This window comes from Aliiglaciecola sp., assembly GCF_039982535.1.
Lineage (GTDB): Bacteria > Pseudomonadota > Gammaproteobacteria > Enterobacterales > Alteromonadaceae > Aliiglaciecola.
On record NZ_JBDWYG010000031.1, the window covers coordinates 75,600 to 94,753 of the forward strand.

General features: G+C 42.3%; 18 protein-coding genes. 7 read left to right on the plus strand and 11 right to left on the minus strand.

Features of this window, described 5'->3' with window-relative positions; translation table 11 throughout:
* Positions 1–71 precede the first annotated feature (71 nt).
* From hutH to hutC, 3 genes are read right to left on the minus strand one after another with little or no spacing between them, the layout of a single operon-like run.
* On the minus strand, positions 72–1,592 hold the full coding sequence (gene hutH, locus ABJV04_RS06975; protein ID WP_348490604.1) for a histidine ammonia-lyase: 1,521 nt from the start codon (positions 1,590–1,592) through the stop codon (positions 72–74).
* Entirely contained in the window at positions 1,585–3,264 is a 1,680-nt protein-coding gene (gene hutU / locus ABJV04_RS06980) for a urocanate hydratase (RefSeq protein WP_348490606.1), read from the minus strand. The genes hutH and hutU overlap by 8 nt, the downstream gene beginning before the upstream one ends.
* Before the next feature lie 28 nt (positions 3,265–3,292).
* Positions 3,293–4,003, minus strand: a complete 711-nt coding sequence (gene hutC, locus ABJV04_RS06985; protein ID WP_348490608.1) for a histidine utilization repressor — start codon at positions 4,001–4,003, stop codon at positions 3,293–3,295.
* A 98-nt stretch (positions 4,004–4,101) separates the two neighbouring features.
* On the opposite strand from hutC, the gene hutI reads away from it, so the two are divergent.
* Both hutI and hutG read left to right on the plus strand, forming a co-directional pair.
* Positions 4,102–5,313: an imidazolonepropionase gene (hutI, locus tag ABJV04_RS06990; protein ID WP_348490609.1), complete on the plus strand. Its 1,212-nt coding sequence runs from the start codon at positions 4,102–4,104 to the stop codon at positions 5,311–5,313.
* On the plus strand, positions 5,306–6,286 hold the full coding sequence (hutG, locus tag ABJV04_RS06995; RefSeq protein WP_348490611.1) for a formimidoylglutamase: 981 nt from the start codon (positions 5,306–5,308) through the stop codon (positions 6,284–6,286). The genes hutI and hutG overlap by 8 nt, the downstream gene beginning before the upstream one ends.
* 9 nt (positions 6,287–6,295) lie before the next feature.
* On the opposite strand, the gene ABJV04_RS07000 is transcribed toward hutG, so the two are convergent.
* Genes ABJV04_RS07000 through xdhA form a run of 7 tightly spaced genes read right to left on the minus strand, consistent with a single transcriptional unit; the run spans position 6,296 to position 14,346 of the window.
* Positions 6,296–7,504, minus strand: coding sequence for a urate hydroxylase PuuD (locus ABJV04_RS07000; protein ID WP_348490612.1), 1,209 nt, complete (start codon positions 7,502–7,504; stop codon positions 6,296–6,298).
* Positions 7,505–8,833 carry a guanine deaminase gene (gene guaD / locus ABJV04_RS07005; protein WP_348490614.1) on the minus strand — a complete coding sequence of 443 codons (1,329 nt, stop codon included), beginning with the start codon at positions 8,831–8,833 and terminating at the stop codon, positions 7,505–7,507.
* Positions 8,834–8,839: 6 nt separating this feature from the next.
* The gene (gene uraH / locus ABJV04_RS07010; protein ID WP_348490615.1) at positions 8,840–9,163 is read right to left on the minus strand and encodes a hydroxyisourate hydrolase; all 324 of its coding nucleotides are present in this window, start codon (positions 9,161–9,163) and stop codon (positions 8,840–8,842) included.
* A gap of 15 nt (positions 9,164–9,178) precedes the next feature.
* Positions 9,179–9,685 carry a 2-oxo-4-hydroxy-4-carboxy-5-ureidoimidazoline decarboxylase gene (gene uraD / locus ABJV04_RS07015; protein ID WP_348490617.1) on the minus strand — a complete coding sequence of 169 codons (507 nt, stop codon included), beginning with the start codon at positions 9,683–9,685 and terminating at the stop codon, positions 9,179–9,181.
* Positions 9,682–10,536, minus strand: a complete 855-nt coding sequence (gene xdhC / locus ABJV04_RS07020; RefSeq protein WP_348490619.1) for a xanthine dehydrogenase accessory protein XdhC — start codon at positions 10,534–10,536, stop codon at positions 9,682–9,684. The genes uraD and xdhC overlap by 4 nt, the downstream gene beginning before the upstream one ends.
* Positions 10,530–12,914: a xanthine dehydrogenase molybdopterin binding subunit gene (gene xdhB, locus ABJV04_RS07025; protein ID WP_348490620.1), complete on the minus strand. Its 2,385-nt coding sequence runs from the start codon at positions 12,912–12,914 to the stop codon at positions 10,530–10,532. The genes xdhC and xdhB overlap by 7 nt, the downstream gene beginning before the upstream one ends.
* Entirely contained in the window at positions 12,907–14,346 is a 1,440-nt protein-coding gene (gene xdhA / locus ABJV04_RS07030; protein WP_348490622.1) for a xanthine dehydrogenase small subunit, read from the minus strand. The genes xdhB and xdhA overlap by 8 nt, the downstream gene beginning before the upstream one ends.
* 284 nt (positions 14,347–14,630) lie before the next feature.
* Here xdhA and ABJV04_RS07035 point away from each other — a divergent pair, with 284 nt between their 5' ends.
* From ABJV04_RS07035 to ABJV04_RS07045, 3 genes are read left to right on the plus strand one after another with little or no spacing between them, the layout of a single operon-like run.
* Complete coding sequence (locus ABJV04_RS07035; protein ID WP_348490623.1) at positions 14,631–15,275, plus strand: TetR family transcriptional regulator C-terminal domain-containing protein; 645 nt, start codon at positions 14,631–14,633, stop codon at positions 15,273–15,275.
* Positions 15,276–15,288: 13 nt separating this feature from the next.
* Positions 15,289–16,194, plus strand: coding sequence for an allantoinase PuuE (gene puuE, locus ABJV04_RS07040; protein ID WP_348490625.1), 906 nt, complete (start codon positions 15,289–15,291; stop codon positions 16,192–16,194).
* Between the two features lie 20 nt (positions 16,195–16,214).
* A complete protein-coding gene (locus ABJV04_RS07045) occupies positions 16,215–17,210 on the plus strand; it encodes an adenosine deaminase (RefSeq protein ID WP_348490627.1) in 996 nt (331 codons plus the stop codon).
* 86 nt (positions 17,211–17,296) lie between these two features.
* Here the strand turns inward: ABJV04_RS07045 and ABJV04_RS07050 are convergent, their stop codons facing one another.
* Complete coding sequence (locus ABJV04_RS07050) at positions 17,297–17,812, minus strand: cupin domain-containing protein (RefSeq protein ID WP_348490628.1); 516 nt, start codon at positions 17,810–17,812, stop codon at positions 17,297–17,299.
* Positions 17,813–17,954: 142 nt separating this feature from the next.
* Between ABJV04_RS07050 and ABJV04_RS07055 the strand changes: the two genes are divergently transcribed.
* A complete protein-coding gene (locus ABJV04_RS07055; protein ID WP_348490630.1) occupies positions 17,955–18,272 on the plus strand; it encodes an antibiotic biosynthesis monooxygenase in 318 nt (105 codons plus the stop codon).
* The gene (locus ABJV04_RS07060) at positions 18,262–19,122 is read left to right on the plus strand and encodes a sulfurtransferase (RefSeq protein WP_348490631.1); all 861 of its coding nucleotides are present in this window, start codon (positions 18,262–18,264) and stop codon (positions 19,120–19,122) included. Before ABJV04_RS07055 ends, ABJV04_RS07060 begins: the two co-directional genes overlap by 11 nt.
* Positions 19,123–19,154: the final 32 nt, after the last annotated feature.

Here is a 19,154-nt window from a genome sequence, read left to right on the forward strand (position 1 = left end):
TTTTGTCTGCAATCTCACTTTTGCAGTTAAAGCTTATATTGTCCCAATGGTCATTAACTAAGATCGCCGTTTCAGAGAAGTTTTAATTGGACGAGATCTGAAAGTGCGTGACTGCGAATGAGAGTTTTTGCATCTTCAATATCCGGTGAAAAATACCTATCTTTGTCATAAAAGGGCACTTTTGTACGCAGTAAGTGTTTTACTTGTTCTAGTTGGGTACTGGTAGTTAAAGGTGCTCTAAAGTCCACGCCTTGGCTTGCTGCAAGCCACTCAATGGCTAATATTCCTGCCACATTATCAAAGATGTCTCTTAATCGACGGGCAGCAAATGTAGCCATGGAAACATGATCTTCTTGATTTGCCGAGGTGGGCAAAGAATCGATGGATGCTGGGTGAGCGTAGGTTTTGTTTTCACTGGCTAAGGCGGCGCAGGTAACCTGTGCAATCATAAAACCTGAGTTAACCCCACCATTTTCAACTAAAAATGGCGGTAAGCCGCTAAGATTACTGTCAATAAGTAGCGCCATTCTGCGTTCAGCCAAAGAACCAATTTCACATAACGCAATGGCTAACATGTCAGCGGTCATGGCGACGGTCTCTGCATGAAAATTTCCACCAGATAAAATATCTCCGCTATCTGAAAAAACCAGTGGGTTGTCTGATACGCCGTTGGCTTCAATTAGCAGGGTTTGAGCGGCAAATCGTATTTGCCCTAAACAGGCACCCATTACCTGAGGCTGACAGCGCAAAGAGTAGGGGTCTTGTACTTTACTGCACCCTTGATGGGAATCCCCAATGCTGGAAGAGGCTAATAGTTGTCTGTAGGCCTCAGCAACATCTATTTGTGCTTGATGGCCACGGACTAAATGAATACGTTCATCAAAAGGCACTCTCGAGCCCAACGCGGCTTCCACGCTTAAACTGCCGATGGCAATGGCACTGTTTAATGCGTTTTCGGCATAAAACAAACCTTGTAAGGCAAAGGCCGTTGAGGCTTGAGTTCCGTTTAAAAGTGCTAATCCTTCTTTTGGCGCAAGTGCAACTTTAGAGAGGTTGGCAATTTTTAATGCTTCGGCTGCGGGATACTTTTGCCCTTGATAGAAGGCTTCCCCTTCACCTAATAACACCGCACTCATGTGCGCTAAGGGAGCTAAATCACCAGAGGCTCCAACGGATCCCTTTTCAGGAATAGCAGGATACACTTGTGCATTAAAGAGTGTGATCAGGGCATCAATAACACGTAATCGAATACCAGAGTAGCCTCTTGCTAATGAGTTTATTTTCAAAAACATCATTAATCGAACAGTATTGTCTGGCATAAAATTACCAGTCCCTGCTGCATGGGATAAAACAATACTGCGTTGTAAGGCCTCTAGTTCATGTTGTGGGATTTTGGTGTTAGCAAGCAAGCCAAATCCGGTGTTGATTCCATAGACTGTTTTACCAGTGGCAATCGTATCTAAGACAGTTTTTTCTGCTCTATTAATTTGTTCAATCGCCGATTCATCTAGTGCTAATTGCACCGGTTGGCGATGAATTTTAGCCAGTTGTTGAAGATTAACTTGGCCGGGTTTTAAGACGATCTTAGTCATGTTCAATGCCTTCTAACATAGGTAAGTCGAGTTGTTTTTGTTTCGCGCATTGGATGGCAATGTCATATCCTGCATCAGCATGACGCATTACACCGGTGGCCGGATCATTGTGAAGTACCCTTGTTATACGCTCATCAGCTTCTGTTGTGCCGTCACAGACAATAACCACACCTGAATGTTGACTAAATCCCATGCCAACTCCACCGCCGTGATGCAGGCTTACCCAAGTTGCGCCGCTTGCGGTGTTTAACATTGCATTAAGTAACGGCCAATCGGATACCGCATCAGAACCATCTAACATGCTTTCTGTTTCGCGGTTAGGGGAGGCGACCGAGCCTGAGTCTAAATGATCTCGACCAATAACAATGGGGGCAGATAGTGCACCTGAACGCACCATTTGATTAAATGCTAATCCAAGTTTTTGTCTTTGCCCTAAACCTACCCAGCATATTCTTGCCGGTAACCCTTGAAACTGAATGCGTTGTTTGGCCATATCTAGCCATTGATGGAGGTGGGGATCATCGCTGATCAGCTCTTTTACTTTGGCATCGGTTTTGTAAATATCTTCGGGATCACCAGAGAGTGCTACCCAGCGAAACGGTCCTATCCCTTGGCAAAATAGTGGGCGAATATAAGCGGGCACAAAACCGGGGAAATCGAAGGCATTTTTGACCCCGGTTTCCAATGCCATTTGCCGAATATTATTACCATAATCTAAGGTTGCAGCCCCTTTAGCTTGTAATGCAAGCATTGCCTCTACTTGTACCGCCATGGACTTTTTAGCAGCTATCACCACGCGTTTTTCATCTTGTTTTCGCATTTCAGCAGCTTGTTCAAGGGTCCAGTTCTGCGGTAAATAACCATTAAGGGGATCATGGGCACTGGTTTGATCGGTGACCACATCAGGAATCATATTAGAATTAGCAATGTCACTAAATACATCGGCTGCATTACCTAACAATCCGATGGAAATGGCTTCGCCATCCTGTTTTGCTTGTTGAAGCAGTGTTAGTGCATGGGCAAGATCCGTGGCTTTTTTATCCAAATAGCCGGTTTTTAGTCGAAAATCGATACGGCTTTCATCAACTTCCACCGCGAGCATTGAAAAACCCGCCATGGTTGCCGCCAGAGGTTGAGCGCCGCCCATTCCACCTAGACCACCTGTTAATATCCATTTACCCGCTGCTTGACCATTAAAGTGGGTTTTAGCAATACTCACAAAGGTTTCGTATGTACCTTGCACTATGCCTTGTGAACCAATGTAGATCCAAGAACCAGCGGTCATTTGCCCGTACATCATCAGCCCCTGTCTATCCAACTCATTGAAATGCTCCCAAGTTGCCCAACGAGGTACCAAGTTCGAGTTTGCTATTAATACCCTAGGAGCATGTTTGTGGGTGGGGAATACCCCAACGGGTTTGCCACTTTGTACAAGCAGTGTTTCGTCATCGTTTAAGCGTTGCAGTACTTCAATTATTTTGTCAAAACATGGCCAATCTCGTGCTGCGCGTCCAATACCACCGTAAACCACAAGTTCATGGGGATGTTCAGCAACCTCTGGATCTAGGTTGTTCATTAACATGCGCATGGGCGCTTCCGTTAACCAACTTTTAGCGCTGATTTGACTGCCCGTTGGGGCTTTTACAACTCGTTTTGAATATCGATTGTTCATAGTTGAGAGTCTCTTATTTGAATGACGTCTATGTAGACGCAGGGAAATCTAAATGACCACCTAATCGGTAACGATTACCCGGATGATAAAGGTTGGCAAAACTAACAATGCCTTTGGCTGAAAAAGTACGGCGAGAAATCAGTAAACAAGGCTGTTGTGTATTAACGGATAAGGCCTGGGCAATATCTTCTGCAGGCAATAAAGCCTCTATGACATGCTCTGCTTCGGTTAAAGGCGCTACCTTATTGAGATAACGATTAGCTGTAATCTTATTAAAATCCTGAGCTATATAGTCAGGGGCATATTTGGGGTTAACTAAACGGTCTTCCAGTTGAATAGGGATGTTATTTTCCAAGTGGATTATTTGCGTATGGTAAACGGGATCATCTATAGCTAAGCCTAAGGAATTGGCCTGATGTGCAGTGGCGTGTATTTGGTTTTGGCAAATGACCTTATTGGCGTAACTATGACCACGGGCTAAGACTTCATCGTCAATACTGTTAATTTCTAACATGGAACTCATGGGACGCTGATCGCTCACAAAGGTACCTAAGCCCTGTGAGCGTAACAAAATCCCTTCGTTGACTAAGTCGGTTAGCGCCCGTCTTGCCGTCATCCGGCTAACATTAAATTGTTCAGCCAGCTTATTTTCCGATGGAACTTTATCCCCATGCTGCATGCTTCCATCTTCAATTCGCGCTAATAAATGGGACTTGATTTTAATAAAATGTGCGGCCATACCAGTGTTATTTATTTGTAAATTTTATGTATCTTACTTGTATATACAAGTTGCTGCAAGTACACTAACTATTCATTTAATGGCCCTAAAGTGATCTTATGCCGAAGCAATGCGATTACCTGATTTACAACGTTCAAATTGCCACTATGCTAGATGGTTCCGAGCCCTACGGGACCATAGAGAATGGCTGTGTAGCAATCGATAATGGCAGCATTATCTATGTTGGAGAGATGGACAATTGTGAGGTTACTCCATTAGCTAAATTCGACGGTGGTGGAAACTGGTTATTACCTGGTTTTGTGGATTGCCATACCCATCTGGTATACGCCGGTGATCGTGCCAATGAATTTGAAATGCGCCTCAATGGCCAGAGTTATCAACAAATTGCTGAGCAAGGTGGCGGCATAAAAAGTACCGTTAATGCGACACGAAAAGCCTCCCCTGAAGCTTTGTTAGCCTCGGCAACCGCAAGAGCCACTGCATTAATCCATGAAGGTGTAACCACCTTAGAAGTGAAATCTGGATACGGCTTAGATTTAGACACTGAAATCAAAATGCTGCAAGTGGCGAAAACCTTAGGCACTGAATTACCGATTAATATACGAACAACTTATTTAGGTGCCCATGCCTTACCGATTGAATACGCTGGCGATCCCGAGGGGTATATTGACTTCGTTTGTTATGAAGTAATGCCTAAGGTCAGTGAACTAAACCTAGCGGATAGTGTGGATGTATTTTGTGAAAGCATCGGTTTTTCACCCGCCCAATGTGAACGAGTCTTCAAGACAGCAAAGGGGCTTGGCCTCAATGTGAAAGCCCATGTTGAACAACTTAGTGACTTAAAAGGCGCGAAATTAGCCTGTGACTATCACGCTTTGTCAGTTGATCATATTGAATACCTCACTTCTGAAGATGTTATTTACCTTAAACAATCCAATACGGTGGCGGTGTTACTTCCTGGTGCTTTCTATTTTTTAAAAGAATCCCAAAAGCCGCCGATTGAAGCGCTAAGAGCTCAGCAAGTACCTATGGCTGTGGCCACCGATTTAAACCCTGGCAGTTCACCCATTGCCTCCATACTTACCTGTGCCAATATGGCCTGTGTGTTATTTGAGTTGACCCCAGAAGAAGCCTTAAAAGGCATTACAATACATGCTGCTAAAGCGCTAGGGTTAGATGATAGAGGGCAAATCAAAGCAGGTTGTCGAGCAGACTTATGCTTATGGGATATCTCCCATCCAGCCCAACTTGTGTATGGGATCAATCAATATAAACCCCTCAATCGATGGTTTGGAGGCAAACTTGTTTAGTCAAAACTCATCGTTTAATTGGACTGGACGAATTGACAGCGACACTGGCAGTAAAAGCCTTCGTTGGCATCAGGTGATTGAGCAAACCACAGCGCAAACCGATATCGCACTACTAGGGTTCAACAGTGATCTTGGTGTGGCAATGAATAAAGGCAGAGTAGGGGCCAAAGAGGGGCCAAACGCCATTCGCGCCAGCCTTTGCAGTTTGGCATGGCATTTAGAGCAATCAATTAAAGATTTAGGCAATGTTGAGGCAAAAACCAACCTTGCAGCAGCACAACATAAGTATGCCCAGCAAATTAATGGTGCATTGAATTCGTCTGGCTTCGTTATTGGCTTGGGCGGCGGGCATGAAATTGCACAGGCCAGTTATACTGGCTTACGCAATTATCTTCAGGCGAAAAATAACAAGAAAATAGGCATTATAAATTTTGATGCACACTTTGATCTGCGTAAACCAACACCAGATCCAAGCTCCGGCACACCATTTTACCAAATTGCAGATACTTGCCGTCAGCATAATGAAGCATTTCATTATATTTGTTTAGGAATAGCTAAAGCGGCCAATACACAAGTGTTGTTTGACTGCGCCAATAGTCTAAAAGTGGGATATTTATTGGATGAGGACTGCCAGCAACTTGCCGATATAGCGCGGGCCAAAGAACTATTAATACCTATGTTAAACGCGGTAGACGAAGTTTATGTGACGGTTTGTTTGGACGCTTTTCCTGCGGCATTAGCACCTGGTGTAAGTGCACCTAGTGTTTTAGGAATTCCCGTCACTTTTGTCATTTCAATTATGCGTTGGTTGAGTGCTCAACAGGCTGATTTGAATTTTAACTGGCGCTTGATGGATATTGCAGAACTGAATCCAAAATTTGATATGGATTCTCGAACCGCTAAATTAGCGGCTCGTATTCTATTTGAATCCGTTGATGCAAAAGCCAAGAGTGACGACTTAACAAACGTTTAGAAGCATCGTTTAATTTAAATTTTGTAAATACCAGTCTGCTACTAACTGACGCTCTGCATCGGTCATTTTGGTTTTATTTAAAAATGGCATGTCACGTGTTACAAATACCCGTTGATAAATAACACTCAACTTGTTTTCAACATCTTTCCAATCATCCATCACCAACCCTAGGGGAGGTGAAGGGAACATCTCATCGGTGGGGCTAGTTGAATGACAAGATAAACAATGTTTATTTAATACCTCTTTTACTTGCTGTTGAGTCACCAGCGCAATTTCTTTTTTTGCTTCGTCTGTGTTATTTGCTTGGGTGGTAAGCAGATTCGGTGCTGACACCCAAATAGCAATTGCCAACATAGCCACAGCACCGCTGATCAAGATTGACGGCTTAACCACACCTAGATGTTTTAAATTAAAAAAGTGTCTAATCCAAGCCGATACCACACAAAGCGCGATTAACACTAACCAGTTATGCTGATGCAAATAGGTCATAGGATAGTGATTGCTGATCATGATAAACAGGATCGGTAGGGTGAGGTAATTGTTGTGTACTGAACGTAACTTAGCTTTTTCTCCCCAACTAGGATCAACCGCTTGTTTGTTCTTCACGGCATCAACCATAGCTCTTTGTGAAGGCATAATTTGCAAAAATACATTGGCAACCATAATGGTCCCAATGAGCGCACCCACATGGATATAAGCTCCACGGCCGCTAAACCATTGAGTAGCCAACCAAGCAGCAAGGGTTAACAGCAGTAGTAGAAAGACCGCAAAAACCATCGGATTTTTTGCCAAAGGGCTACGACAAGCCACTTCGTAAATTAGCATGCCACCAAATATTAAACCTAGTCCCATTAATATGGCTTGGGTTTCAGTTAATTCCATCACATTGGGGTCGATTAAAAATGCAGAGGCACCAAAATAATAGACAAGGATGAGTAAACTGAAGCCACTTATCCAGGTGGTGTAGGCTTCCCATTTAAACCAGTGCAAGGTTTCAGGCATTTTCTCAGGGCCATATTGATATTTGGCCACCTCGTAAAAACCACCACCATGTACTGCCCAAAGGTCGCCTTTAATACCTTTATCCTTTTTCCAATCTGGTGGCGCTTGTAAGTTATTATCCAGCCAAATAAAATAAAAGGAAGCGCCAATCCACGCAACGCCTGCGATAACGTGAAACCATCGTATAAACAGTGATACCCAGTCCATCCAAACCATTTAATTGCTCCTAGTGGGTTGTTTAAATACCGCTTTGCCAGCGATATAAGTGGCTTCAGTTGTGCGTTCATCTGCTAACATACTCAAAGCAAACAAAACATCAGAGGGCAGCTCGACAGTGCCTTCTGAAAGTAACGAATCTGTTCTTATTTCACTCAGTTGGCTAAATTTAGGATCTAACACCACAAAATCAGCGTGGCTACCTGGGTTTAAATTTCCAATACTGTGATCTAAATCTAGGGCAGCGGCGGTTCCTTGGGTCATCATATACAGGCCACTTAATGCCGAAAGTTTACAATGATTAAGCTGACAAATTTTATACGCATCCCCTAAGGTTCTGAGCATATTAAACGAAGTTCCAGCACCCACGTCGGTGGCTAACGCCACGTTCACCGATGATTGCCTAGCTTTGTCGAGGTTAAATAAACCACTGCCTAAAAATAAGTTTGAAGACGGACAGAATGCAATGGTAGCTTCTGTTTGGGTAAGTAAATCCCATTCCTCTTGCTGCAAATGAATACAATGTCCAAATACGCTGCCTTTTCTGACTAAATGATGATGATCGTATACATCTAAATAGTGTTGATGTTGCGGATAAAGCTCTTTGACCCAAGCAATTTCATGGGTATTTTCAGATAAATGGGTTTGAATATATACATCGTCGTATTGTTGCGCTAATTCACCCAAAGCGGCCAATTGACCTTCAGTACTGGTTGGTGCAAATCTTGGGGTTAATGCATACTTAGTGCGATTTTTGTTGTGCCATTTGTCAATTAATTCAGCGCTGTCTTGTTGTGCTGAAGTAGGACAGTCTTGCAAGTCTTCAGGACAATTTCGGTCCATACAGACTTTACCAGCAATTAACGCCATTGAATGAGCCGTTGCCGCACTAAAAAGTGCATCTGTGGCTTGTTTATGGACACTGGAGTACACCATGGCTGTGGTGGTGCCGTTGCAAAATAACTGAGTTAAAAATAATTCTGCCATGGCGTGGGCATAATCGTGGTTTTGAAACTTGGTTTCAGTGGGAAACGTGAAGTTTTGCAACCACTGCAGTAACTGTTCACCGTAACTGGCTATCATTTCGGTTTGTGGGAAATGTAAATGGCTATCAATGAAGCCGGGTAACAACAACTTACCTTGATAATCAGTAATAGGTAATGCCGAATATTCCTCAGGTAACGCTGAATATTCCCCAATGGCTGCTATTTTATCGTTACGCGTAACCAAATATCCATCTTTAAAATACGCATAACCCTCGTCTGGAGAGTCCGTAGTTACTGGGAAGTGGAGAATACTACTGCGAAATACTTGTAAGTCTGAACTCATATGCGATTAACTGCCTCGGTAACTACTAAAACCGTACGGGGAGATCAGCAAAGGCACATGATAGTGACCCCCATCTTCAGGCAAGGTAAAATTGACATCCACAAAAGGGTAGAAACTTTCGCCGTGTTTGGCGACTAAATAGGCTTCAACGGAAAAGCGCAGTTGATAGTTTCCGGCAACAAACTGCGTGTTGTCCCATTGATTACAACGACCATCATTATCGGTTTGAGCGTGAACAATTGTGCCATCAGGAGTGGTCAGTTGTAATGCTAAGTTGGCCACTGGTTTTCCTGCTGCTGTGTCGAGTACGTGACTAGATAAGCTATTCATAAATTGATTCTCTGTTCAGGCGGTTAGGCCTTTGTCTATTCTTATTAAAGCGATTTTTAATTGTTGTTGTGCGGCTAATGCAATTTCAGTTTTAGTATCGTTATGAATGCGCTCTTTAATTGCTGTCAACATGGCTTCGGCACTTTGCCCAGTGGCACAAATAATGAAAATAAAATGGTTTTTTTCAAGGTACAGGTGATTGAGACGGTGAAGCTCCTGTAATACTTTAGGATCTGCGCCTATGGCACTGGCTTGTTCTTGTTCTGCTAAGCCAGATGTATTGGCATATTTAGCTTCTAAGGTTTTAATATCACCAATCATAGGGTGGGCTTTAAATGCTTCTAAATAATCATCTTCGGTTAACGATGGCCATTTATCGGTTGCGATTTTTTTTATCTGTTCAAGGGACGTGAAAGGACGAGATTGCGCCATGAAAGTTGACCAAGTTGTAGATTCACAACAACTTTTAAACCATTGGTAAGCCTCGGTTTCTGATAACGCATTGAGTTCATCTAAGCTCATAATAATTTCGCAATTTCCTTGGTTTGTAACCATGCCGCTTGGCTATTTTGAGTTACGTTTGATTGGTGTTTATTGAGTAAATTAATAAGTTGTCCAGCAACGGACACCGCAACTTCAATGGGGCGCTTTCCTGGAATGTCGGTCATGCCAATTGGGCAAACTAATTTTTCCAGCATGTGTTCGCTTATTCCATGGTTAGTTAAGCGTGTTTGAAAGCGTTTGGCTTTGGTTTGCGAACCGATTAAACCTAAATAATCAACATTCTCAATCTGTATTGCTGTATGAACCAAGTCATAATCCAGTTGATGATCATGAGTCATCACCAATACAAAATTGGAGGCGTATTCAGAAAACGCATCAGTGCAATCATCAGCAATTATGGTAGTTACATTTGCCGGCAACTGCATTTGTGATTTATCCACTTGATCAAACATTTCTTGTCGTGAATCTACCCAGATAATACTCAACGGAAGCTGAGAAATTATCGGTACTAATGCTTGTGCTACATGACCTGCACCAAAAATCATCAATTGATTGACGTGTTGGCAAAATACCTCAAACAAAACATGGGTTGCACCGCCACAACATTGGGCTAATTTAGCGCCTAGGGGGAAGTATTCTACGTGTTGGTTTTGAGTTTTATTGGTCAGTAATTCCCGGGCTTTTTGAATCGATAAATGTTCCAGTTGTCCGCCACCGATGGTGTCAAAAATACGATCTTCAGTGACCACCATTTTGGTGCCTTGGGGGCGAGGGGTTGACCCCACAGAGCCCATTACCGTTAGCACTACATAGGCTTTAGCGGTATTTTCACAATGCATTACTCCATCAAACCACTGGTTTTTCAGCATGATTTAGCACCTTGTGAAATTGTCATACTTTGACACGCCTTGAGAATTTTCTCAGGGGTCGCTGGGGTATCTAAATCGGGATCTAATGCATAGTCAGATAGGCTAGAAATCGCATCTTTAATTGCACACCAAACGGATATGGCTAACATTAACGGCGGTTCACCCACGGCCTTAGAGTTATAAATGGTATTCTCAGTATTGGCATGTGGGTATAGGTCAACATTGAACTCTCTAGGAGTATCACCTATGGCTGGGATCTTATAGGTTGCCGGATTATTACTGATCAATTTTCCGCTTTTATCCCACAATAATTCTTCCGTGGTTAACCATCCCATACCTTGAATAAATCCACCTTCAATTTGACCAATATCGATGGCAGGGTTAAGACTGTTACCCACATCGTGAAGAATATCAACACGCTCAACTCGCATTTCACCAGTGAGAGTATCAATTAGCACTTCGCTGCATGATGCACCGTAGGCAAAGTAGAAAAAAGGTCGCCCTTTACCGGTTTCACGATCATAGTGAATTTTTGGGGTTTGGTAGAAACCTGTAGTGGAAAGGGAAATACGCTCAAAATATGCGGTTTGGATTAATTCCCCAAAGGGCAGCGTGAAATCATGCAAACAAACCTGCTGATCGATAAATTTTACATCTTCGACACCAACTGTTTGCGGGGTCTCAGTGGTCTTTTGTTGAGCTGATTGTTTATTGAAAAGGTCAACCATCAACTCAGCTAACCTTTGTTTAATTTCAATACAGGCATTTTGAGCCGCTTTACCATTCATATCGGTACCGCTGGATGCCGCAGTAGGTGAGGTATTAGGCACTTTGTCGGTACGTGTGGCCGTCACTTCTATTTTATCAATGGGCAAACCAAATTCATTGGCCACAATTTGACCCACTTTGGTATGTAAACCTTGGCCCATTTCGGTGCCGCCATGGTTTATTTGAATACTGCCGTCTGTGTATATGTGTAGCAGTGCACCCGCTTGATTGAGGTGTTTAGCGGTAAATGAGATACCAAATTTTACCGGTGTTAAGGCCAAACCTTTTTTAATAATAGGGCTGGACTGATTAAATTCCTGAATCTGTTTTCTACGTTGCCAGTAATCACTACTTTTTTCCAATTTTTCAATTAAGTCAGGTAAGACGTTTTGACCAATTGGCATTCCGTAATGGGTATGCTCAACCCCTACGTTCTGATAAAAGTTGCGTTTTCTGGCGGTTAGCGGATCTAGGTTTGTATGCCGAGCAATTTTATCCAGCATATCTTCTGCAACAATCATCCCTTGGGGGCCACCAAAACCTCTAAACGCTGTGTGTGAGACTTTATTGGTTCTACATCTATGTCCCACCACTTCTGTCTCACCTAGGTGATAGCCGTTGTCTACGTGGAACATGGCGCGATCCACTATGGCATCGGATAAATCGGGGGAGTGACCACAATCGCCATTTATTTCAAACTCACTGGATTGAATTAATCCATCTTGATTAAAGTTCACCTTGTATTTATTGGTAAAAGGGTGGCGCTTACCTGTTACTTGCATATCAAGCATTCGCGGTAAGCGGATTTTAACCGGTACCGATTGCCGTGATGCCAAAACGGCTGCAATACACGCCCATTGTGCAGCTTGGGTTTCTTTGCCGCCAAAACCACCGCCCATGCGACGCATATCAACGGTTACTTTATTAATAGACACATCCAACACCTCGGCAACCAACTTCTGTACTTCACTTGGATGCTGGCTAGAGGTATAGATCATCATGCGATCTTCTTCTTGTGGCACTGCTACAGACACTTGACCTTCTAAGTACAAATGTTCTTGTCCGCCCACATCTAAACAGGAGGTGATCTGATGAAGATCTTGCGCTTCAAGTTTTGCAGACAATGTTTGTTGCATGGTATGGGCAGGGCGCACAAAGTCTTGCTGTTGGTGAGATTCATCAGTGTTTAAGGTTGCTGGCGATTGCTTATAGGTAATTTCAGCATTTAGTACCGCTTGTCTAGCTAAGCGGGTTGAGGTGGCTAATACAGCAAAAATAGCTTGTCCGTTAAAGCTTACTTTATCTTTGGTGAGTATGGGATCACCTTTAAAAACTGGGCCTATGTCGGTATGACCGGGAATATCATCTACCGTTATAACATCCACCACACCGGGGCTCGACTTCACTTTTGATAAGTCGAATTTTTGGATAGTTCCACAGGCTACTTTGCTGGTTCCTATGGCCGCATGTAAGGTATTCGCTGGCAGGTTTTTATCATCAACGTAAATGGCACTGCCGGTGACATGGCGTTTAGCACTATCATGTTTACTTGATGTACCAATTTTTCCGCTGGGGCTATTATCTAATTCCAAATCAATGAGTTTACGCATGAGTTACCACCCGAGTTTCAATTAGCTTGCTTTGCTGGGTGTTTTCCAACCAAAAACGATGCCATAAATTTACCACTAAATCTGTGCGATATTCTGCCGAAGCGCGAACGTCATCCATTGGCTTGAAAGCATTTTGTAATAGTTGTTTACCTAATTCTAACGTGTCAGCCGAATCCCAAGTTGCACCAAGTAAGCCTTGTTCAAATTGATTGGCACTAACGGGTGTTGCAGCAACGCCGCCGAAGCCGGTCGATACGCTCTCAATTATGTTATCTTGGATGGTTAGATGGAACACCGCACAGACGGCGGAAATATCATCTTCCATGCGTTTCGACACTTTATAGGCCTTTAATATGGCGTTTGTTGGCAATAAGGGGAGGTGAATCGAATCGATCCATTCCCCTTTTTGTAATGCGGTTTTACGATAATCAAGGAAAAATGATCGCGCAGGGATTTGCCTTGTCGCGTTGCCATTGTCTACTGCAATTGTTGCATTTAATGCCAATAACACTGGCGGCATATCACCAATGGGAGAGGCATTCGCTACATTTCCACCTAAAGTGGCTTGGTTACGAATCGGAACCGACGCAAATCGCCATAATAATTCGCTTAAGGATGGAAAGTCTTCCAATAAGACGGGCTCAATTTGGTTAAAGGGTAACGCTGCACCTATCTGCAAATGAGTATCTGTGACGGTTAATTGGTTTAATTCAGGCACAGATTTAAGATCGATCAAACAATCAAGGCTTTTCAGTTGTTGGGTTACTTCCAATGCGAGATCAGTGCTGCCAGCCACATAACGGGCTTGGGGATAAGCTGCCACTAGTTTGGCCAATGCTTGGCGTGACGTCGGCACAAATAGTCCTGCTAAACCAGCATTATTGTTTTTAATGGATTTTAAACTTTCTATGGTTTGAGATTCTGATTCATCGAACTTGTCTGCTGTTTTATTATCACAACTTGAAAGCGCGGCATCGATGATGGGGCGGTACCCGGTGCAACGACATAAATTGCCTGACAAGGCCATTTCTACATTGTGTCGAGTCGCCGATTTATTTTGATGATACATCGCAAAAAGCGACATCACAAAACCTGGGGTACAAAAACCACATTGGGAAGCATGTTGGTTCTCCATGGCAGATTGCACTGGATGCAAATTTTTTCCATCCGCCAAATGTTCCACTGTAATAAGTTGCTTGCCTTGCAATGCACTGGTGAAAGTCACACAGCTATTAATAGACTTGTATTCGATACCGTCTTGTTGCTCGTTTAATTGCGCTAACACCACGGTACAAGCACCACAATCGCCCGATGCGCATCCCTCTTTCGTCCCACACAAATCTTGATGTTCACGAAGATAGTCTAAAACCGTTAGATCTGTTTCCACTGAATCAATATCAGTCTTCACATTGTTAAGTAAAAATTGAACCATAGTTTTTCCCGACTATCGTATTGGTTGATCATTATTTAAATATCAATGTTCTAGATTATTTGAACAAACTAATATTGCGAAATTTTGTTTTGATTGATTGTTACTATGCCTATAATATAAAACCTGACCAATTGGTCAACTTATATTAAAGTTAAATGATAAATTATATTTAAAATAGTTTGCATGGCGACTTAGAAATGCCAAGAACTAATGATACATTGTTAACAGGATGATAGACGTACGCCCTCACAGGCTTCAACCTTCAATTACAGAAATAATGGACCATGACAGATAATAAAACCAATAAAGAAGGCCGAATCGGCGCGGCAAATAAACAATTAATATTAAATGCAGCTGAACATGAGTTCGCAAAACATGGTTTTAAAGGCACTCGAATCCAGCAAGTCGCTGACAGGGCTCAATTACCCAAGACGAATGTATTATATTACTTTAAGAGTAAAGAAAATTTATATCTAGCAGTTTTACAACAAATTTTAGAATTATGGAACTCCGTATTTGATGAGGCCACTAAAGATGATGATCCTGCTGAAGTGTTAGCCCGTTATATAACAGATAAAATGGAGTTTTCTTTAGTAAGGCCAGAAGCCTCTCGCATATTCGCTTTAGAGATCATTAATGGCGCTCCTAACTTGTATGGCTTCTATAAAGAGCAACATGCTGCTTGGATGAAGGGAAGGGTTGAGGTTATTCAACATTGGATAGATCAAGGTCAAATTCAATTTTCTAGTGCCCATTATTTGCTTTATAACATCTGGGCATGTTGTCAACATTATGCTGATTTTTCCGCTCAAATCACCCATTTACAAGGTAAAGAAATGGATCGGGCTGAATTTGAAGATGCGACTAAATCTATTATCAATTTAATTTTGAAAGGTTGTAGTTTAGACATACCTGAACAATATCGATAAAAGGACAACCACTATGCAGTCTTATCCTCGTGATCTGAAAGGTTATGGCCAATTTCCACCTCACCCGAAGTGGCCCAATAAGGCAAAAATTGCCATTCAATTCGTTCTAAATTATGAAGAGGGTGGTGAAAACTGCGTATTGCATGGCGACGAGTTTTCGGAAATATTTCTGTCTGAAATCATAGGGGCTAAAGCCTATGCAGATCGACATCAAAGTATGGAAACCTTGTACGAATATGGCAGCCGAGCGGGTTTTTGGCGTATTTACCGATTGCTTAATGAGCTCAAAGTTCCGGTAACTGTTTTTGGTGTGACCATGGCCTTGCAGCGTAATCCAGAAGCAGTAGAAGCAATGTTAGCGTCTAATTGGGAAATTGCCAGTCATGCCATGCGTTGGATAGATTACCAAGATATGCCCATTGAAAAAGAACGCAAATTAATTGATGCATCCCTGAATTTGCATGAGAAGATTACTGGCACTGCTCCTAGCGGTTGGTATACGGGTAGAACCAGCCCCAATACCCTTAAATTAATTGCCGAACGTGATGACATCATGTATTGCGCAGACACTTATGCTGATGATTTACCCTATTATGACCATCATTACAGCAAACCTATTTTGATGGTGCCCTATACTTTAGATACCAATGATATGCGCTTCGCTACGCCACAGGGGTTTAATAATGGCGAGATGTTTTATCAATATTTGAAAGACGCATTTGATACCTTATATTTAGAAGGGGAAGAAAGCCCGAAAATGTTGTCTATCGGTCTCCATTGCAGAATTATAGGTCGTCCAGCACGATTAGCAGCGTTACGTCGTTTTATTGAATATGTACAAAGCTTTGACAATGTTTGGCTGTGTACAAGAGAGCAGATAGCGCAACATTGGTTGACAAATTTTCCACTCAAAAAATAACAAAGATAACAAGAGTCACTATGAACAACTTAATTCAACAATTACCGAAAACGGAATTGCACCTTCACATTGAGGGAACCTTGGAGCCCGATTTATTACTTGAGTTAAGTAAAAAACACCATGTTGACTTACCATATAAAAGTATTGACGAAATCCATGCCGCTTATAACTTTGAGGATCTGCAAAGCTTTTTAGACCTGTATTATTTAGGTGCGTCTGTTTTGGTTGATGAAGACGATTTTTATCAGTTAATGTGGCGTTACTTACTCAAGTGCAAAGAACAAAATATTGTGCATACGGAAATGATGTTCGATCCGCAAACCCATACGGATAGAGGGATTCCCTTCGCAACCTTTATGCCGGGTTTTGTTAGGGCGATGGACGATGCTGCCCAACAATGGGGGCAATCTAGTTTGTTAATTATGTCTTTTTTGCGTCATTTAACAGAACAAGAAGCCATCGATACGTTAGCAGCAGCTAAACCCTATTTGCAGCACATTGAAGCCGTGGGATTAGACAGCTCTGAGCTAGGTAATCCTCCCGAAAAATTTGTTAGGGTGTTTGAACAAGCCAAGTCTTTAGGGTTAGCTTGTGTGGCTCATGCGGGAGAAGAAGGCCCCGCGGATTATATTTGGCAAGCCTTAAAATTATTAAAAGTCGATAGAGTCGATCATGGGGTTAGATGTGTGGGTGATCCTAAACTGTTGCAAACACTGGCCGAGACGCAAATGCCGTTAACTGTGTGTCCTTTGTCGAATACAAAACTATGCGTATTCGATGATATGAAAGAGCATAATATCCTCGACCTTCTGGCTAAGGATATTTTAGTTACGGTCAATTCAGATGATCCTAGCTATTTTGGCGGCTATCTAAATGAAAATTTTGAAGCCTTGCAGCAGGCCCTCAACTTGAATCAATCACAATTAGTAACGTTGGTCAAAAACGGCTTCACTGGCAGTTTTCTGAGTGAACAGCAAAAAGCTCACTGGATAGCACAGATAGATAAGCTCGTTTAGCTTGCTAAGCTTATCTATTTGAAGCCAGTTATTTATTACTTTCTTTCATTAAGCTCTGACTATCGTTTGCTGTGAACTGGTTAACCCTAATGTTCGCGAGTTAAACCTTGAATCAATTCCTGATGCTGAGGAAAGGCTTCCATTAATGCCTGCCTATTTGCCAACTCCATGTCGGTGTATTCAAAGCCTGGTGCTACCGCTTCACCAATCAGACCATAGCCATTTTTGCCTTCTTGGGAGATTGTAGAGGCTTTCCAAACTCCACCTTTTACAACAAATTGATATTCATGCCCGGCCAGTACATCTGGCCCTAGCACTTTGGTTTCTAAAGTACCGTCAGGGTGAATGAGATAATAGGTTATTGGATCACCGGCATGGAAATAATGCATGATATCTGAGGTATTCCGATGGAAGTGGCCTATGGGACTATCTGCGCTTAACAAATAGTATATTGAGGTCATTGTTACTCTAGAGCCCTTAGGTGTATTGACAGAAGGTTGACCGTCAGCTTTAAAGGTTTGTTTGAAGTAACCTCCCTCCACATGGGGTTCTAAGTTTAAGGTGTCCACCAATTGCTTAATTGTTGGGTTTTGCTCTGTCATATTGATTTCCAGATGACTTTGACTTGAACAAGCACTCAAGTTTAAGACTAAAAAGCTTGCAGCGAGATGATATATTGATAACTTCATTGATATGCGGTTTAGTAGACTAATTAGGTAAGTCACTATATCAAGGAGTGCAAGAATGACGCAAATAGCGCAAACACCTAAGCCACCATATTACGCTGTTATTTTTACTTCTGTTGCTAGCAAAATAGATGATAATTATGCTGAAACTGCAAACAGGATGCTTGAATTAGCTCAGCAAATAGATGGTTACTTAGGCATAGAGTCGGCACGACAGGAACTTGGCATTACGGTTTCCTACTGGCGTGACCTTGAATCAATTAAGGTGTGGAAAAATCAACAACAACATTTAGTTGCCCAGCAACTAGGTAAACAGAAGTGGTACCAAGCTTATTCAGTAAGAATAGCCAAAGTAGAGAGAGACTATGAATTCTAATCAACTCAAAACCCATAAAGCCTTTATTAACCCTAGGCAATTACAAGAGTTATTAACCCAAGGGTCAGTACAAGTTTTGTATACTGTCGTGGACTTTCCGGTGAATTACGTCAGTAAACAAACTGAAAATTGTTATTTACCTAATTCAATATTATTCGATTTCGACAATGTCTTTGTTGATAAAAATACGGGTCTTCCTCACTCACTGCCTTCACCAACTCTCTTTGCTAAGGAAATGTCTAACCTGGGGATCAGCAATGATACTACGTTGGTTATTTATGATGACCAAGGCAGTTTTAGTGCGCCAAGGGTTTGGTGGATGTTGAAAACCATGGGACACCAAAATGTGTTGGTACTAGATGGTGGTCTGCAAGCTTGGATCGATAACGGATTTGAGGTCGAGTCTGAGTTAGTTAAAAATACCGAAAAATCCCAATATAAGGTCAAGTTTACCCCAGAGTTATTGGTGGATAAAAACCAAATTTTAGAAAATTTGCATAATCCTAATTGTGTTGTAATAGATGCGCGAAGTGCGGCTAGGTTTAATGGCACTGAAGCTGAACCTAGAAAAGGGGTGAGAAGCGGGCATATACCGGCTTCACAAAATTTGCATTATGCGCAATTGCTAAATGACGGTAAATTCATTGATACCGCTGCTATTGAGCAGCTTTTTAAACCGTTTGTGGCTAGCCACAATAGTGTAGATCCCCAGCTTCGGTTCTCCTGTGGTTCTGGTGTAACCGCTTGTATTTTGGCCTTGGCGGCTTATCAAATTGGGATTGAAAACTGGGCTGTGTATGATGGCTCTTGGAGTGAGTGGGGGGCTGATCCCACATGTCCAATTGAATAATTTTGTATAATTTGCGGTGAAATTAGTGCGCT

Excerpts from the sequence above, each read along its gene's own strand:
- hutH (WP_348490604.1), bottom strand. The coding sequence starts at position 1,592 with ATGACTAAGATCGTCTTAAAACCCGGCCAAGTTAATCTTCAACAACTG.
- hutU (WP_348490606.1), bottom strand. The coding sequence starts at position 3,264 with ATGAACAATCGATATTCAAAACGAGTTGTAAAAGCCCCAACGGGCAGT.
- hutC (WP_348490608.1), bottom strand. The coding sequence starts at position 4,003 with ATGGCCGCACATTTTATTAAAATCAAGTCCCATTTATTAGCGCGAATT.
- hutI (WP_348490609.1), top strand. The coding sequence starts at position 4,102 with ATGCCGAAGCAATGCGATTACCTGATTTACAACGTTCAAATTGCCACT.
- ABJV04_RS07000 (WP_348490612.1), bottom strand. The coding sequence starts at position 7,504 with ATGGTTTGGATGGACTGGGTATCACTGTTTATACGATGGTTTCACGTT.
- guaD (WP_348490614.1), bottom strand. The coding sequence starts at position 8,833 with ATGAGTTCAGACTTACAAGTATTTCGCAGTAGTATTCTCCACTTCCCA.
- uraH (WP_348490615.1), bottom strand. The coding sequence starts at position 9,163 with ATGAATAGCTTATCTAGTCACGTACTCGACACAGCAGCAGGAAAACCA.
- uraD (WP_348490617.1), bottom strand. The coding sequence starts at position 9,685 with ATGAGCTTAGATGAACTCAATGCGTTATCAGAAACCGAGGCTTACCAA.
- xdhC (WP_348490619.1), bottom strand. The coding sequence starts at position 10,536 with ATGCTGAAAAACCAGTGGTTTGATGGAGTAATGCATTGTGAAAATACC.
- xdhB (WP_348490620.1), bottom strand. The coding sequence starts at position 12,914 with ATGCGTAAACTCATTGATTTGGAATTAGATAATAGCCCCAGCGGAAAA.
- xdhA (WP_348490622.1), bottom strand. The coding sequence starts at position 14,346 with ATGGTTCAATTTTTACTTAACAATGTGAAGACTGATATTGATTCAGTG.
- ABJV04_RS07035 (WP_348490623.1), top strand. The coding sequence starts at position 14,631 with ATGACAGATAATAAAACCAATAAAGAAGGCCGAATCGGCGCGGCAAAT.
- puuE (WP_348490625.1), top strand. The coding sequence starts at position 15,289 with ATGCAGTCTTATCCTCGTGATCTGAAAGGTTATGGCCAATTTCCACCT.
- ABJV04_RS07045 (WP_348490627.1), top strand. The coding sequence starts at position 16,215 with ATGAACAACTTAATTCAACAATTACCGAAAACGGAATTGCACCTTCAC.
- ABJV04_RS07050 (WP_348490628.1), bottom strand. The coding sequence starts at position 17,812 with ATGACAGAGCAAAACCCAACAATTAAGCAATTGGTGGACACCTTAAAC.
- ABJV04_RS07055 (WP_348490630.1), top strand. The coding sequence starts at position 17,955 with ATGACGCAAATAGCGCAAACACCTAAGCCACCATATTACGCTGTTATT.
- ABJV04_RS07060 (WP_348490631.1), top strand. The coding sequence starts at position 18,262 with ATGAATTCTAATCAACTCAAAACCCATAAAGCCTTTATTAACCCTAGG.